General features: G+C 39.4%; 17 protein-coding genes. 1 reads left to right on the top strand and 16 read right to left on the bottom strand.

What is annotated here, in order from left to right; all coding sequences use genetic code 11:
• Nucleotides 1-193: 193 nt before the first annotated feature.
• The 9 genes from NST13_RS02945 to NST13_RS02905 form a co-directional block, all read right to left on the bottom strand.
• The gene (locus NST13_RS02945) at nucleotides 194-748 is read right to left on the bottom strand and encodes an HAD family acid phosphatase (RefSeq protein WP_342471304.1); all 555 of its coding nucleotides are present in this window, start codon (nucleotides 746-748) and stop codon (nucleotides 194-196) included.
• Between the two features lie 18 nt (nucleotides 749-766).
• The gene (locus NST13_RS02940) at nucleotides 767-1,846 is read right to left on the bottom strand and encodes an FAD-dependent monooxygenase (protein ID WP_342469486.1); all 1,080 of its coding nucleotides are present in this window, start codon (nucleotides 1,844-1,846) and stop codon (nucleotides 767-769) included.
• Entirely contained in the window at nucleotides 1,833-2,948 is a 1,116-nt protein-coding gene (gene ribD, locus NST13_RS02935; protein ID WP_342469487.1) for a bifunctional diaminohydroxyphosphoribosylaminopyrimidine deaminase/5-amino-6-(5-phosphoribosylamino)uracil reductase RibD, read from the bottom strand. Before ribD ends, NST13_RS02940 begins: the two co-directional genes overlap by 14 nt.
• A gap of 11 nt (nucleotides 2,949-2,959) precedes the next feature.
• Nucleotides 2,960-3,703, bottom strand: coding sequence for a GTP cyclohydrolase II (locus tag NST13_RS02930; protein ID WP_342469488.1), 744 nt, complete (start codon nucleotides 3,701-3,703; stop codon nucleotides 2,960-2,962).
• 248 nt (nucleotides 3,704-3,951) lie between these two features.
• Nucleotides 3,952-4,707, bottom strand: coding sequence for a 3D domain-containing protein (locus NST13_RS02925; protein WP_342469489.1), 756 nt, complete (start codon nucleotides 4,705-4,707; stop codon nucleotides 3,952-3,954).
• A 236-nt stretch (nucleotides 4,708-4,943) separates the two neighbouring features.
• Nucleotides 4,944-5,159, bottom strand: coding sequence for a hypothetical protein (locus NST13_RS02920; protein ID WP_342469490.1), 216 nt, complete (start codon nucleotides 5,157-5,159; stop codon nucleotides 4,944-4,946).
• A 169-nt stretch (nucleotides 5,160-5,328) separates the two neighbouring features.
• Nucleotides 5,329-5,979, bottom strand: a complete 651-nt coding sequence (locus tag NST13_RS02915; RefSeq protein WP_342581369.1) for a bifunctional precorrin-2 dehydrogenase/sirohydrochlorin ferrochelatase — start codon at nucleotides 5,977-5,979, stop codon at nucleotides 5,329-5,331.
• Nucleotides 5,980-6,122: 143 nt separating this feature from the next.
• Nucleotides 6,123-6,677 (bottom strand): signal peptidase I, encoded by a 555-nt coding sequence (lepB, locus tag NST13_RS02910; protein ID WP_342581368.1) that lies wholly within the window; start codon nucleotides 6,675-6,677, stop codon nucleotides 6,123-6,125.
• A gap of 31 nt (nucleotides 6,678-6,708) precedes the next feature.
• The gene (locus NST13_RS02905) at nucleotides 6,709-7,482 is read right to left on the bottom strand and encodes an ABC transporter ATP-binding protein (RefSeq protein ID WP_342581367.1); all 774 of its coding nucleotides are present in this window, start codon (nucleotides 7,480-7,482) and stop codon (nucleotides 6,709-6,711) included.
• Between the two features lie 161 nt (nucleotides 7,483-7,643).
• Between NST13_RS02905 and NST13_RS02900 the strand changes: the two genes are divergently transcribed.
• Nucleotides 7,644-8,165 (top strand): methylated-DNA--[protein]-cysteine S-methyltransferase, encoded by a 522-nt coding sequence (locus tag NST13_RS02900; protein ID WP_342581366.1) that lies wholly within the window; start codon nucleotides 7,644-7,646, stop codon nucleotides 8,163-8,165.
• Here NST13_RS02900 and NST13_RS02895 read toward each other — a convergent pair.
• The 7 genes from NST13_RS02895 to cobA all read right to left on the bottom strand — a co-directional run bounded on the left by NST13_RS02895 (nucleotide 8,160) and on the right by cobA (nucleotide 14,265).
• Nucleotides 8,160-8,837, bottom strand: coding sequence for a DNA alkylation repair protein (locus NST13_RS02895; protein WP_342581365.1), 678 nt, complete (start codon nucleotides 8,835-8,837; stop codon nucleotides 8,160-8,162). The two genes, NST13_RS02900 and NST13_RS02895, sit on opposite strands and share 6 nt — an antisense overlap.
• A 19-nt stretch (nucleotides 8,838-8,856) precedes the next feature.
• Nucleotides 8,857-9,360 (bottom strand): DUF1648 domain-containing protein, encoded by a 504-nt coding sequence (locus tag NST13_RS02890; RefSeq protein ID WP_342581364.1) that lies wholly within the window; start codon nucleotides 9,358-9,360, stop codon nucleotides 8,857-8,859.
• Nucleotides 9,361-9,432: 72 nt separating this feature from the next.
• Nucleotides 9,433-9,918, bottom strand: a complete 486-nt coding sequence (locus NST13_RS02885) for a chemotaxis protein CheW (protein WP_342581810.1) — start codon at nucleotides 9,916-9,918, stop codon at nucleotides 9,433-9,435.
• An 11-nt stretch (nucleotides 9,919-9,929) separates the two neighbouring features.
• Nucleotides 9,930-11,048: a M20/M25/M40 family metallo-hydrolase gene (locus tag NST13_RS02880; protein WP_208649817.1), complete on the bottom strand. Its 1,119-nt coding sequence runs from the start codon at nucleotides 11,046-11,048 to the stop codon at nucleotides 9,930-9,932.
• Between the two features lie 280 nt (nucleotides 11,049-11,328).
• Entirely contained in the window at nucleotides 11,329-12,852 is a 1,524-nt protein-coding gene (locus NST13_RS02875) for a cobyric acid synthase (RefSeq protein ID WP_342469499.1), read from the bottom strand.
• A 14-nt stretch (nucleotides 12,853-12,866) separates the two neighbouring features.
• Complete coding sequence (locus NST13_RS02870) at nucleotides 12,867-13,463, bottom strand: cob(I)yrinic acid a,c-diamide adenosyltransferase (protein ID WP_342469500.1); 597 nt, start codon at nucleotides 13,461-13,463, stop codon at nucleotides 12,867-12,869.
• 19 nt (nucleotides 13,464-13,482) lie between these two features.
• A complete protein-coding gene (gene cobA, locus NST13_RS02865) occupies nucleotides 13,483-14,265 on the bottom strand; it encodes a uroporphyrinogen-III C-methyltransferase (RefSeq protein WP_342469501.1) in 783 nt (260 codons plus the stop codon).
• Between the last annotated feature and the right edge of the window lie 36 nt (nucleotides 14,266-14,301).

Genomic DNA, 14,301 nt, shown 5'->3' with positions numbered 1-14,301 from the left:
GTGTTCCTCAGACCGGAAGTTTGCCGCTCGCTTCCTTCAGATTCCGCGTCACCACGGACACCCTTGCGTTAAGCTAACTGTTACTTCTGCCTTCACAGTTCGGGACTTACACCCTATAGATTACACCCATGCCAGGCGCACTACGAAAACCGAATGGCCATTTATTTCGGCCATTCGGTTTTTTCGTACATCCTTAAAATAATTGGAAATTGTTCCATTCATAAACCCTCGGGAAAAGCACTTGCTCATTATAGGATTGATTTTTCACATACACATGAATGTTCGAACTTTTTAACGTTTCAAGAACGGCGGGCTTATCATCAAAATAAACATCCAATTCCAATTTCTTAATGATTTCCACTTTCTCATGATCTTTCATTCCGCAATAAAATTGTCGATCAACGACCGGAAAGCCTTTTTCTTTCAACCAATTTCTCGTTTTTTGACAATACTGTTTCGGTCTCGATGTGATATAAAAAATGGCATGCCCTTCCCTTTCGAGCCGGTTGACAAATTCAATCGCCCCCTCGAAAGCAGGGCAATCGGAAAAATAAATTTCTTCCACCAAGGAATTCCACAAATGATGCCCCTGTTCATCGTTCAACCCAAAAAGTTCATGGATTTCAACCCTTTTTAACTGATGAAAAAGGGCGATATCCACCTGTTTTCCCAATTTTGTATTATATATATGGAAAGCGTGTTCCCTCAGATTGATTAACGTATCATCAATATCAAATCCGATATTCACCATAAACCCACTTTCTGTCTATTCTATGATAATAAATTGATTTGCGAAGTTTTTTTCCTTCTCGATTTGTAAATCGAGCAGTTTTTTTACTTCCTCTTTTCTTTGCTTTTCACATTGTATTAACTTTGATTCATTGATATTGCCCGGTTCAATGCATTCCGCCAACCGATCCGCATCCACCAATGCACTGTTCAACCCAAAGGCCCCGGTCGGCGTCATGGTGTGGCATGCATCCCCAATCAACAGTACATTGTCCTTTTTCCAAACTTCCGTAAAATTGCTATGTACATCGAGCAAAACAAAATCTTCCCAGGACGTAATATGTTTTCGAACCGTTTCTTCCAATTCTGGAAACGCCTGAATGAATTTGAGCAAAAACTCCTCTAAGGGCTGTTTGCGAATTTTCGGAAATGAACCTTGTTCTATATTCCATCCAATTTGGACAAAACCTTTTGTTTGGGTAAACAATGCCAATTGATAACCATCGATTTCCGCCATTTTAATGGAAGGCTTCCAATCATGGGGTGCAGGGACTTTTGCCCAAAGCAAATCATAGCCGTGTTTCCTTATCGCCGTTTCAATGCCCGCTTTTTTCCGGACAATGGAATATCTTCCATCCGCTCCAATAATGATTGAGCTATAAATATTCATTTCTTCTCCGTGTTTCTTCGCTTTAATTCCGATAAAATGTCCATCCTCATCTTTCAATAAATCGATGACTTTCGTGCTTGTCATTAACGAAAAATTTTCATATTTACCGGCTTCGTCAATGATCACTGATAATAAATGGGCTTGTGGCACATGGATGCCCAAATGCCCAATTTTTTCTTCCGGCTGAATCATTTTGAAAAGTTTCCCATTTTTCCAATATTCAACGACTTCCATTTTTAATAAGCCGAGTTTTTCAATTTTTGAATATAGATTGTGTTTTCTGAGGACTTTTTCCCCCTCTTCATTCAAATGTTCTCCCCGGAATTCTTTGGCAATGTCTTTATGTTGTTCGATGAGAATGACTGAAACACCCTTTTTGGCGAGCAGAAGTGAAAGAAGGGAGCCTGCCGGACCTGCTCCCACAATCAAAACATCAGTACTGGGCATGAAGTTCACCTGGCTTTGGATAGGCAATGATGCATAAATCTTCACCGATCCGTTCAATGGAGTCAATTTCAACTTTCGATGCCATATCCATCGTATCCACATCCTCACCGGAAACCGGGGAAATGGAATTTCGGCCTCCTAAAATTTTAGGCGCAATATAAAGAATATATTTATTGACAAGTCCCGCCCTAACAAAGGAGGCATTCACTTCTCCTCCGCCTTCCACTATTAGATCGGTTATTCCATGTTTATATAATTGCTCCAACATTTCTTCCAGATTGATGCCGTTTTGAACTTTTGAACAATAGATAAAAGTGACATTTTTCTTTTCCAGTTCCGCGATTTTCTTTGGATTGGCGTCGGTTGTCGTAACAATGATCGTTTTCGCTTCATCATTTAATACATTCGCATCCAACGGAATCTGCAAACGGCTGTCCAAAACGACACGAACCGGATTTTTCCCTTTCTGATTTGGAAGTCTTGTTGTCAATAAAGGATTATCTTTTAAGACCGTACCGATTCCAACCAGAATCGCATCGGATTCGTTGCGGAGTTGATGAACTTGCAACCTTGATTCTTCTCCGGAAATCCATTTTGAATGTCCTGAATGAGTGGCTATTTTCCCGTCCAAAGTCATGGCATATTTTAACGTCACAAAAGGGCGGTTTGCGATCATATTATGGAAGAAGCGTTCATTCAGCTTTTGAGCTTCTTTTTCCAATAAACCTACTTCAACTTCAATGCCGGCTTCCCGAAGAATTTGAACACCTCTTCCAGAGACTTTAGGATTTGGATCGAGGGTTGCGACCACCACCCTTTGAACACCAGAATTTTTTACCAAATCTGCGCAAGGAGGGGTTTTGCCGTAATGGGAACATGGCTCGAGGGTTACATATAAAGTGGCCCCTTTTGCATGTTCACCGGCCATGTTAAATGCATGGACTTCCGCATGGGGTTCCCCCGCTTTCCGATGGACTCCGGTTCCAACAATCACCCCGTCTTTCACAATCACCGCTCCGACAAGCGGATTGGGGTTCGTTTTTCCCTTTGCAGTTTTCGCCATAGTTAATGCCAATTCCATAAAATCCCGATCTGTGAACACGTTGACCCCTCCTAAAACAATTGCTTTTCCGGGATATGTCCTGCCTTCTTGATTTTCGTTTCCAAATAGCGCCGGTTTGTTTCCGTTAATCCACCCCATATTGGAATATGTTTATCCGCAAGCAATCCATGGCGTTTGAGGGCTTCCAGTTTTCTTGGATTATTCGTAATCAATGTTACCGGTTTATCCCGCAATGTTTCGAGCACTTTAATCGCTTCTTCGTAAGATCTCGAATCATCTTCAAAACCTAATGCATGATTGGCTTCCACCGTGTCGTAGCCTTCTTCCTGCAACAGGTAGGCCAACGATTTGGAAAATAACCCGATTCCACGCCCTTCGTGATTGGCCAAGTAAAAAATCGCCCCACATCCATGTTCCACAATCATTTTCATGGATTCATGCAGTTGATAGCCGCAATCACAGCGCTGGCTGCCGAAAATATCTCCTGTATGGCAGATGCTATGCATGCGAATCAGGGCTTCCTTTTCATTTTGGAAGTCCCCGTAAATCAATACGGAAGATTGCTGGGACTCTTGCAAGTTTGCACTTAAAATATAATCCAGCACTTGTTCTTTTGTCGAGATGGGTTGATCCAATTTCAACCACGTATACCATTGGAATGTGGCCTCGAAATCCCCCTGTTTCACAGGCAATTTCACAGGACCGACGAGGCAAATTTGTTCATGATCTTTATATGGAATCAATTGCATTTTTTTCAGCAAAATATCGTTTTTATTCATTAACAAGTTTTTCATTTTCATCACCTAAATTCAACGAATCTATAAAAAAATCCTATGTTTTTAATAGGAATTATAGTTGCTTTTTTAAATATATCTGAAATAACTGCAAAAATCAAAAGAAGTGTTTTCCAAGTCAGTTTACATTATGTGGTAATATCTGTTTGAAAATTGATTCTTTCATTCGGAAACCCTTTCAATAAAAAAACACTTCATTTTCAAGGGATTGAAAATGAAGTGATATTTAGCACCAATTTTTCAGTTCATTAATCCAGGATTTTCACTTTTACCTTTTTTACTCCCCATTGCATTGCTTCATCATAGGAAGGAATGAAAACATCGATTTTATTTCCTTTGATGGCCCCGCCTGTATCGCCGGCAATGGCATACCCATATCCTTCCACCCATACTCTTGTGCCAAGTGGAATGACGTTCGGATCAACGGCAATCACTTTTAAATGGGGATTTTCACGTAAATTAATTCCATAGGCCGTCGTTCCCGAGCAACCTTTGCAATATGCAGTGTAAGCTGTCGCAGTAACCATCAATTCTTTCCCGGAAGATGCCGGTTCAACGCTGGCAACAACCTGTTGTGCAGCGTCATGATTGGCTGTATTTTTTTCTTTTTTTGGAGCGATTTGTTGAGTGGCGTCAGCCACAACGGAAATCGGTTTATATTCTTTTTTGTACTTTCCATCGGTTTTAATGATCAATTCTTTTCCCGGATGGATCAAAGTATCATCCAAGTCATTCCATTCCATCAACAAATCCAATGGGACGCTATGATTATATGCAATCCGGAATAAGTTGTCCCCTTCTTTCACAGTGTATATGATATAGTCTTCATCTTCTTTTTCAAAAGCCAATTGACGGGTGATGGCATCTTCCACCACTCTGTTTCCCAACAGATTCTTTAATATTCCAATTCTAGACTCTTCCAATGATAATTCTTCCGCATATGTCAACGATGTAGTAAACAATGTCATTGCCAATAATAATAATAAACTGATTTTCCTTAGCATACTTAGTCCTCCTTAACAAACAAACTTGCTTATTGAATGTCAATTCGTACTAAGTAATGCCCAAATGTTTCATTTATTATTCATATTTTTATAAAATTAATTAATCCACCTTATAAACTAGTAATAAAAAATGTAGCGATGCACTGAGACACCGCTACATTTCCCTTTTTCAACCGATTCATTTCATTCAAAAATGGGAAACAAAATAAATCCTCCAGAATATAATCCAGAGGACGTCAGTTTAAATATTCATCCGAGCAGCTTGGAAACATATAAATACCTTGAATCATATGAAAATCGTAATGACGCTGTACAAATTTTTCCTGGTATAAATATTCCATGATGGAAATTTCGTGTTCGTTTGCATCACACAATACACCGGAAACGCTTAATCCGTTTTTCAGATAAACACCAATGGGCTTTCCAATTAAATATTTGATTTTTTCAAACATTGTCTGCCCCCTTCCTTACTGCATTGTATGCAAACTTGTTTACAATTGGCTGTGTGGGCGGCATCCCCTTTTTTATTTATAGCAAGCCCATTTATATCCGCCTGAACTCCCATTCATCCGGAAAATTAAAATCTGTGATACAAACATTGATCAAATCAACCATTTTTGTTTACATAATATTTTTATCGTCGTTAATGGCCGACTTTATCAAATCCATCAACAAATGATCCCTTTTTTTCAATTTCCTTTCCATTGTCAACTCATAAAAAACAGGATCCAATAAACGGGTCAAAATGGATTTTCTCAAGGATGCATCACCGATTTGTTTCAAAACAACCCTTCTTGCATCTTCCAGAAATTGCACATATTCCCCAAAATTTTCATCAAATTGTTGTTCCAACTCTTTTTTAATTTTTTTGGATAAACCCGGACTCGCCCCATCCGTAGAAATCGAAATGGTAAGTTTTCCTCTCTGGACCACGGCTGGAGTAATAAAATCGCTTTCCTTTGGATGATCCGCACGAAGCAATAATTGATGCCCTTTTTTATGCAGCCCTATTGCTTGATTTACTTTCGGATCATTTGTTGTTGCAAAAATGAGATCAGCCTGTTCGATATCCGATGGTTCAAACTCCTTTTGAATCCATATGGCATCATGCTCGTTCAGCCATTCTTCCATTTCCGGAATGATGGTTGGACTCACAACCGTAATCTTCGCCTTCGTATTTTCGAGCCCCTTCAGTTTTTGAAAAGCAACCCGTCCGCCGCCAATGATGACAACCTTTTTTCCTTCCAATTTCATCATCATAGGATAATACATGCCAAACACCTTCTTCGATAAGCTTTAGATGTGAATACAAAAAACTTAATAAAAAAATACACCATTTTTCCCGATTGAAAAATGGTGTTCCCAGGAATCCCAAAATGACAATTTTTATATGTACCAATATCCATTCAAAAGTGTCACTCAACAGGTTTATAAAAAATTTTCATGTTCTTCAATGGATAAATCCGCATTTTTGATTCTCCGTACACATCATCCAATGGAATCAATCCAAAATGCCGGCTATCGTAACTTCTCAAACGATTATCGCCCAATACAAAAATATAGCCCTCCGGAACAGTCTTTTCCCCTGTCAATTCTTCCAGAGTAAAGTTTTCCGTCGTGCGCATTTGCGAGACTGAATTGCGATTCACATAGGGCTCTTCATACTCTTTTCCATTGATGATCAAAACATCGTCTTTCATTTCAATCATATCTCCGGGCAAGCCAATGACCCTTTTAATATAATATTCGTCTTCATAAGGAGCTTTAAAAACAATATGATCAAATCGTTCTATTTTGCTTATTTTGCTTACCAGAATGATATCCTCATTTTCGTAAGTCGGAGACATCGAGGCACCATCCACCACGACGGGGGAAAAGATATACTCTCTGCATATGAATGCAATAGCATACCCCATCAAAATTACCAAAAACCAAGATGCAAGTTCTTTCACGATTTTGTTTTCTTTCATCCGCATTGCTCCTCTAATTGAAATGGGTATTTCATGATTTGATTGCAATCCAAGTACGGTTTTGCTGTTCTTGTACGGATACTTCGCGGCCGAAGAACCGGGTCAATGTTTCCTCTGTCAATAAATCACTTGCCAATCCTTTTTCATATACTTCCCCATCTTTCATTAACAGAACATGGGAAAAACAAGGCAAAATTTCTTCCACGTGATGGGTAACGTAAATCAATGTTGGGCAAAACTCTTGTTTGGCTAGCCGATCGATAAATTCCAGGAACTCTTCACGGGCGATCAAATCCAATCCGTTGCAAGGCTCGTCCAAAATCAATATTTTCGGTTTGGCCATAAGCGCCCTTGCAATCAGCACCCGTTGCTTCTCGCCTTCAGATAATATACCGTATCGGGTATTTTCCAAATGTTCAATTCCCAATTGTTCCATGAGTGTGCGGGCCATTTCCACATCTTTTTTCTCAACCGCTTCATACAAGCCAATGGATGCAAATATTCCGCTGAGCACAACGCTCAACACGATATCATAATCTTTTAATTGCTGCTTTAATGAAGAACTGATAAAACCGATCTCTTTCCGCAATTCCGGAATGTTTGTTTTCCCAAATTCCTGGTCCAACACCTCAACCTTTCCTGAAGTCGGGTATAAATATCCGTTAATGACGTTCAACAATGAAGTTTTGCCGGAGCCGTTCAATCCCAGAATGGCCCAATGTTCACCTTTATTTACATCCCAATTGATCCCTTTTAATAGATATTTACCATTCCGAATGACCGTTACATCTTTTAAGTGTATCAACTTTCTTCCCCCATCTTACCATGATATATAATAATATAATATTACAATAAATCGTTTTTTTGAGAAAAGTGATAAAAATTAGAATAGAACAAATATCCATAAAAAATGAGTTTTACGTTATCATAAAGCAAATAGGGATTGCATGAATCGGGGGGATCAGATTGGAAAAGAAAGTCATTTATGCCGCACATGTCAAACATCCATATATGCACTTATATATCGCTTCTTCCGAAAAGGGGTTGGTTTTTGTTGGCACAGACCATTCTTCCATGGAGGAATTGACCCAATATTGCCGAAGACGATTTCCCCATTGTGAAGTGATTGAAGAAGGATCATTTATGAAACCGTATATTTCACAGCTCATTGAATATTTAAACGGGCAACGCAAAGAATTTTCATTGCCTTTCGATCTTCATGGCACCCCTTTTCAACAAGAAGTATGGAAAGCGTTATGCGATATTCCATACGGGAAGACGACAACTTATGGTGAAGTGGCCAGACAAATCGGAAATCCTAAAGCCGTCCGAGCCGTCGGGGGCGCCATTGGTAGCAATCCGTTATCGATCGTCATCCCTTGCCATCGGGTCATTGGAAAAAATGGAAGCCTTACGGGATATAGCGGAGGGCTGGATGTGAAAAAACGTTTGTTGGACTTGGAAGGGATTTCCCTATTAATGTCATGATCGTTTCCACTTCCGGATCATTTCTTTCTCTTCTTTGCTGATGCGACGGGATTCTGTGATTTTTTGCAGCGCTTTATTATGTGTAAAATCGTCCAATGAATTCGAACGAAGAAAGTTTGTTGTTTCTTCCGGATATTTCAAATAGGCTTCACAAATCGCCCAGGCTGTGGCCATCTTTACATAATAGCCGTCATGATGAATTCCATTGAATATTCGGAAAATTTCTTGAAGATAAGATTCTTCAATAAAATAGCTCAAACACATGACCACCGCAAAGCGGATTTCGAATTCTTTGTCGGAACGAAAATATGGCAGAATAAATTGCCAAACTTCATCCGGATGCTTTTTTGCAAACTTCAAACCGCTGCAAAAACTGTCACAGACAGCCCAATTATCGATTTTCGGCACAAACCATCGAATCCAATCCAGCCTTTCTTTCAAGGGCAGTTTCACCTGCCCGATGACCATCCCTTTCAGCATGATTTCTTCAAAAAATTCCTCTTTCCCATTCCGCAGAAAACCTTCCCAATCCTCTTCCGAAATCTCTTTTGCCAACGTTCTTAAAATCGGAAGACGCACCCCTAAAATGTTTTCATGATTTGGAATTAATGTTTTTTGAAAAAGCCGGTATTTTTCTTCAGACAATTCCATGAGTTTTTGACGGACGTTCATTATATCACTCCATGGGGGATTATTTGATTTTCGATTGTTTATAGATACCGATGGCCAATGGTATGAAAACGATGACGATAAATGCCGGTATAAACCATGGATCGAGGGATTCTTTCTGCTTCAATCCGATTTGAACCATTTCAAAATTCAAATAGGCAAAGAACACCATGCATAAATTTTTCATCGCATTGAGCATTTTTCGGCTGTTCAAATAAAACGCTTCCACATTCGATTCATTCAGCCGCTTTGGATAATTATGCATGTGGGGCGCTTTTTCAAAAGCGGTGTTCAACAACAGAATAAACAAACCAATAACAGGCAAAATAAATAGTTCATATTTTGACCCCCAACGGTCCACTTCTCCTTTTCCATTAAAATGACCCGGAATTTGATCAGGGAGATGGTTCCATTGAAGAACGATATAAAGAATCGATACAAGAAAACAGCCAATGCCGATGATGTCAAAGATTTTTTCGGTTTTCGTTTTCGGAATGCGCAGTATTGGCCGATATGGATATTTCATTTCTCCTCATCCCACCTTTTATAAAAATGAAGCTAGAAAAGGGTCTACACCTTTTTCTAGCCATAAAGTCTGTCAAGCATTGCTTTCTTTTTCTTCCGCCAGCAATTGATGTAAATAATCGATAATTTCCCGAATCCCTTCCAGCGAATTCACTAAAACTTTCGGACTGACAATGGTAATCATCCGATTATCGAGATTCGCTACTGCTGTAAAATATTTCGTTTGAGAATAATTCACAAGTCCTACTTGTTGAATATCGTCTTCTCGTATATCTAAAATCTCTTTTGCTTCGCTTACCACTAAACCAAAATTCACAATATCCGTATTTAATACAATTATTCGAGACATCGGATCGGAAGTTGGTTTATTGTATAAGATAATATTAAAATCAAGCACCGGAATCAGTTCTTCCCGAATGCGCGTAAAACCGATCAAATATTTGGGCAAATGGGGAATTGGTGTAATTTTGCCGATTTTTTCTATGGAAACTACTTGGTCAATGGCGATTCCATATTCTTCATTCTCACAGCGAAAAATGACTGATTTCAAATAAATCACCTCAAATTGTACTATTTCTTGCTTGCGCATTTAACGATTTCTACTAATAAATCGGCTAATTTTTCTAGTTCTTCAATAGGCATTCGTTCATTTGTTGTATGAATATTTTCATAGCCTACTGACAAATTGACTGTAGGAATGCCAAAACTTGAAATGACATTGGCGTCGCTTCCCCCACCAGAGACCCCAATTTGAGGTGTTCTGCCAACATTTTTTACTGCTTCCACTGCCACTTGTACTACTTTATCCGTTTCACCTACTGAAAATCCCGGATACATCAACTGTACATCCACTTCAGCGCGGCCTCCAAATTTTTCAGCCACTTTTTCAAAAGTTTCTTTCATATGAGCTGTTTGCTTATCTAATTTCTCTTTTTGGATGGAGCGGGCTTCTGCTAGGATGAATACTTCATCACAAACGATATTTGTCGCTTTGCCGCCTTCAAAACGCCCAATATTCGCTGTTGTTTCATGGTCGATGCGCCCTAATTTCATTTCCGCAATGGCTTTCGCTGCCAATGTAATAGCAGAAATCCCTTTTTCCGGTTCCACTCCTGCATGGGCTGTTTTTCCAAAGATTTTTACATTTAATTTTGCTTGATAAGGAGCCGCAACAACGATTCCTCCCACTTTTCCATCGCTGTCAACCGCATAGCCGTACTTGGCAATAATTTTATCCCGATCCAACTCCTTAGAGCCGGCAAGACCATCTTCTTCGCCTGCTGTAATAATGAATTGTATTGTACCGTGTTCAATGGACTGTTCTTTAAGACGGCGAACCATTTCCAAAAGTGCAGCAATTCCAGCTTTATCATCGGCGCCTAAAATGGTTGTGCCGTCAGAATATATATAGCCATCTTCTTTTATTTGTGGTTTAATGCCCTTCCCAGGAACAACCGTATCCATATGTACGGTAAAATAAATCGGTTCAACATCCAATGATCCTTCCAAAGTGGCAATAATATTTCCTGCCGCATGACCATTGCGTGTATGAGCATCATCTTGATAAACAGAAAAACCTAAATCTTCCAATTTATTTACAAGAATTGGTGCTATTTTTTCCTCATGTTTTGTTTCTGAATCAATTTGGACTAACTCGATAAATTCATTCACTAAACGACTATTTTCCATGTTCAAAACCCCTTTTTTCCACTATTCATCCTCATTCTACGCTTTACTGTTTCAGAATACAATTACAAAGGTTTTATTGTTTGAAAGGTTAATTCTTCTTTTCAACTTATTAATTTTCCAGCAGAAAGGGTGTTGTTGATTATGGCGTTAGGGGATGTTTCTATAGCACAGATAGGAAAATAAGTGCGGAGTCTAGCATAAATTGGTGAATCCTAAGCAATGCAAAATTGCCCCCAATCCGAAAAATACTTTGGATTGAAGGCTATTTGTAATTCGACATTTACTTCCCATTTTTCATTAATTTTTGTTTTTCTAATAAAGCATATATATATTCCATATTTAAACAGCTTTGCACTTGTTCTGCCAGTATTTCATATGCCTGTTCACGGCGTTCTTTATCCGTTTGTACTTCCATTGGTAATGGATTCAACCCCTTACTTTTTCTTATTTCATTAAAATACGCCCTTGTAAAATAGCGATTTTGGAAGATGCCATGTAAATATGTGCCAATGGCTTTCCCATTATGAACAATAATACCATCCGTTGTTCCATCATTTAATTGTAAAAAAGGTAATGCATTTTCCTTTACCTTTGTTTGGCCTAAATGAATCTCGTATCCTTCCACTTCAATTTCTTTTTGGAAAAGCGTTGAATGAATTTTGCCTTTTGTTTGGGTCGTTCTTTTATTTTTTTCAAAGATCGTTTGTATCGGCAGTAGAGAAAGGCCTGAGACTTCCTTCAAATTTCCTTCTACACCATCAGGATCGAGAAGTTTCTCGCCTAATATTTGATAACCGCCACAAATTCCGAAAACTCTGCTGCCCTTTGAATAACATTGTTGAATAGCTTCAAATAATTTCGTTTCTTTTAACCACATTAAGTCGCCCGTTGTATTTTTTGTACCAGGTATGATGATGCAATCTGGATTTCCTAACTCCTTCACATCTCTAACTAAGCGTACCCCTACGTCAGGCTCCTCAAACAACGGATCTAAGTCTGTAAAATTAGATATTCTCGGCAATTGAATACAAGCCACATCAATAGGGCATTTCTTTTTAGGGTTTTTTAGTTTTAAAGTATCGAGGGCTAAAGAATCTTCAGCTTCAATCTGGCAGTCTAAATAAGGGATAACCCCAATAACGGGAATTCCGGTATAGTTTTCAAGCCATTGTATGCCATCCTGAAGTAATTCAATCATCCCTCTAAATTTATTAATGATGATACCTTTTACAAGTTTCCGTTCTTCTTCATCCAACAATGCAAGCGTGCCGACAATTGAAGCAAAAACTCCGCCCCGGTCGATGTCTGCAACGAGGAACACATCGGCATCCAGCATTTTTGCTACCCGCATATTCGCAATGTCGCGGTCTTTTAAATTAATCTCCGCAGGGCTGCCGGCACCTTCTGCCACAATAATATCGTAGGATTGTTCCAAGTCATGGATGGCTTTTTCCACAATTGGCATTGCTTGCAGCGTAAAGTTCTCTCGATAATTTGTTGCACCCATATCCATAAAATGCTTCCCATGAACGATGACTTCCGAAACCATATCTTGTTTCGGTTTGAGCAAAATCGGATTCATTTTTGAATTAGGGATTATCCTGGCAGCTTCTGCCTGCACCCCTTGAGCTCGGCCGATTTCTTCCCCATTCTGGGTAACATAGGAATTCAATGCCATATTTTGAGACTTAAAAGGGGCAACTTTGTATCCTGCATTGGAGAAGATGCGGCAAAGTGCCGTACAAAGAACACTTTTCCCCACATCAGAAGACGTTCCTTGTATCATAATTGAACTTGCACGCAAATATTTTCTCTCCTTTAAAATTCCAGGCCTTTTACCGCCGAAATTCCTTCATTATAATAATGTTTCGTACAATCGATAGTCGAAACCAAATCTGCAATGTCGATCAATTCTTGTTTCGCATTACGGCCTGTAATCACGACATTCATATGTTTTGGACGATTTTGAAGTGCTGTGATCACTTCATCAAGAGGAATTACGTCATCAACCGGAAAGTTTGTAATACTGAGAGCATTGTTTAGTTCATCCAACACTAATAAATCAATCGTTGGATCTTGGAGGGCTTGTTTTGCAATTTCCCACCCTTTTTTCAAAGCTTCCCGATGCTCTTCCGGTGTCTTCGTCCATGTAAATCCGATTCCTAATTGTTCAACCTTAACGGAGCCTTTCCCTTCTTCGCCTTGGCTAATGCAACCGAGGCCTAATTGTTCCATTGCAACTCCTAATTTTTCTAAGGCAATGGCTTCACCGTAAATACGTTGTTTCGATTTAATGAACTGTAAAAAACAGACATTCATTCCACGGCCAATTGCACGCAATGTTAGTCCCAACGCTGCAGTCGTTTTCCCTTTACCATCACCAGTATATATTAAAGTGAGTCCTTTATGTTTCATTGTCATTCTCCTCCTTCCATTATTGTGTATTGGTATTGTTTTTTGTTTTATATAAGGTATCTTCAAACCACATTGCTTGTTCTCTTACCTTTACAACTTCACCCACAATGATCATGGCAGGATTTGTAATCTTTTCGCTCGCAGCCAATTGGGAAATCGTATCTAATGTTCCAGAAATGGTTCGTTGTACCTTCGTCGTACCATTTTCGATAATCGCGACCGGAGTACCGGGGGCTTTGCCATTTTGCATTAATTGACGGCAAATATTCTGTAAATTCCCAACTCCCATATAAAAAGCAATCGTATCGATTCCAGAGAGTGCTCTCCAATTTAAATGATCAGGACCATTTTCTTTACATCCGTGTCCTGTAACAAGGGCAACACTGGATGCATATTCGCGATGGGTTAATGGAATCCCGGCATACTCGGCTGCTGCAACACTTGCAGTAACGCCAGGCACAATTTCAAAGGGAATCCCATGCTGCTTGAGGACACTGGCTTCTTCTCCTACTCTTCCAAAAATACCGGGATCCCCTCCCTTTAATCTCGTAACAATCTTTCCTTCCAATGCTTTTTGTACAAGAATTTCATGAATTTCCTCTTGAATGAGCATATGTTTTCCAGGCAATTTACCGCAATAAATGCGTTCTGCATTTTTGGGAGCATACTCTAGCAATGATGGATTTATAAGCCGATCATACACAATGCAGTCTGATTGCTGTATGCATTCGAGCCCCTTGACTGTGATCAATTTTTCATCTCCAGGTCCAGCTCCTACTAAATATACTTTTCCTTTGCTCATATTTCCCTCCCGGAACAAAGTTGCATTGTTGTTTAC

It is taken from the genome of Ureibacillus sp. FSL W7-1570 (assembly GCF_038593265.1).
Taxonomy (GTDB): domain Bacteria; phylum Bacillota; class Bacilli; order Bacillales_A; family Planococcaceae; genus Ureibacillus; species Ureibacillus suwonensis.
This window is presented reverse-complemented; position numbering and strand designations above follow the sequence as displayed.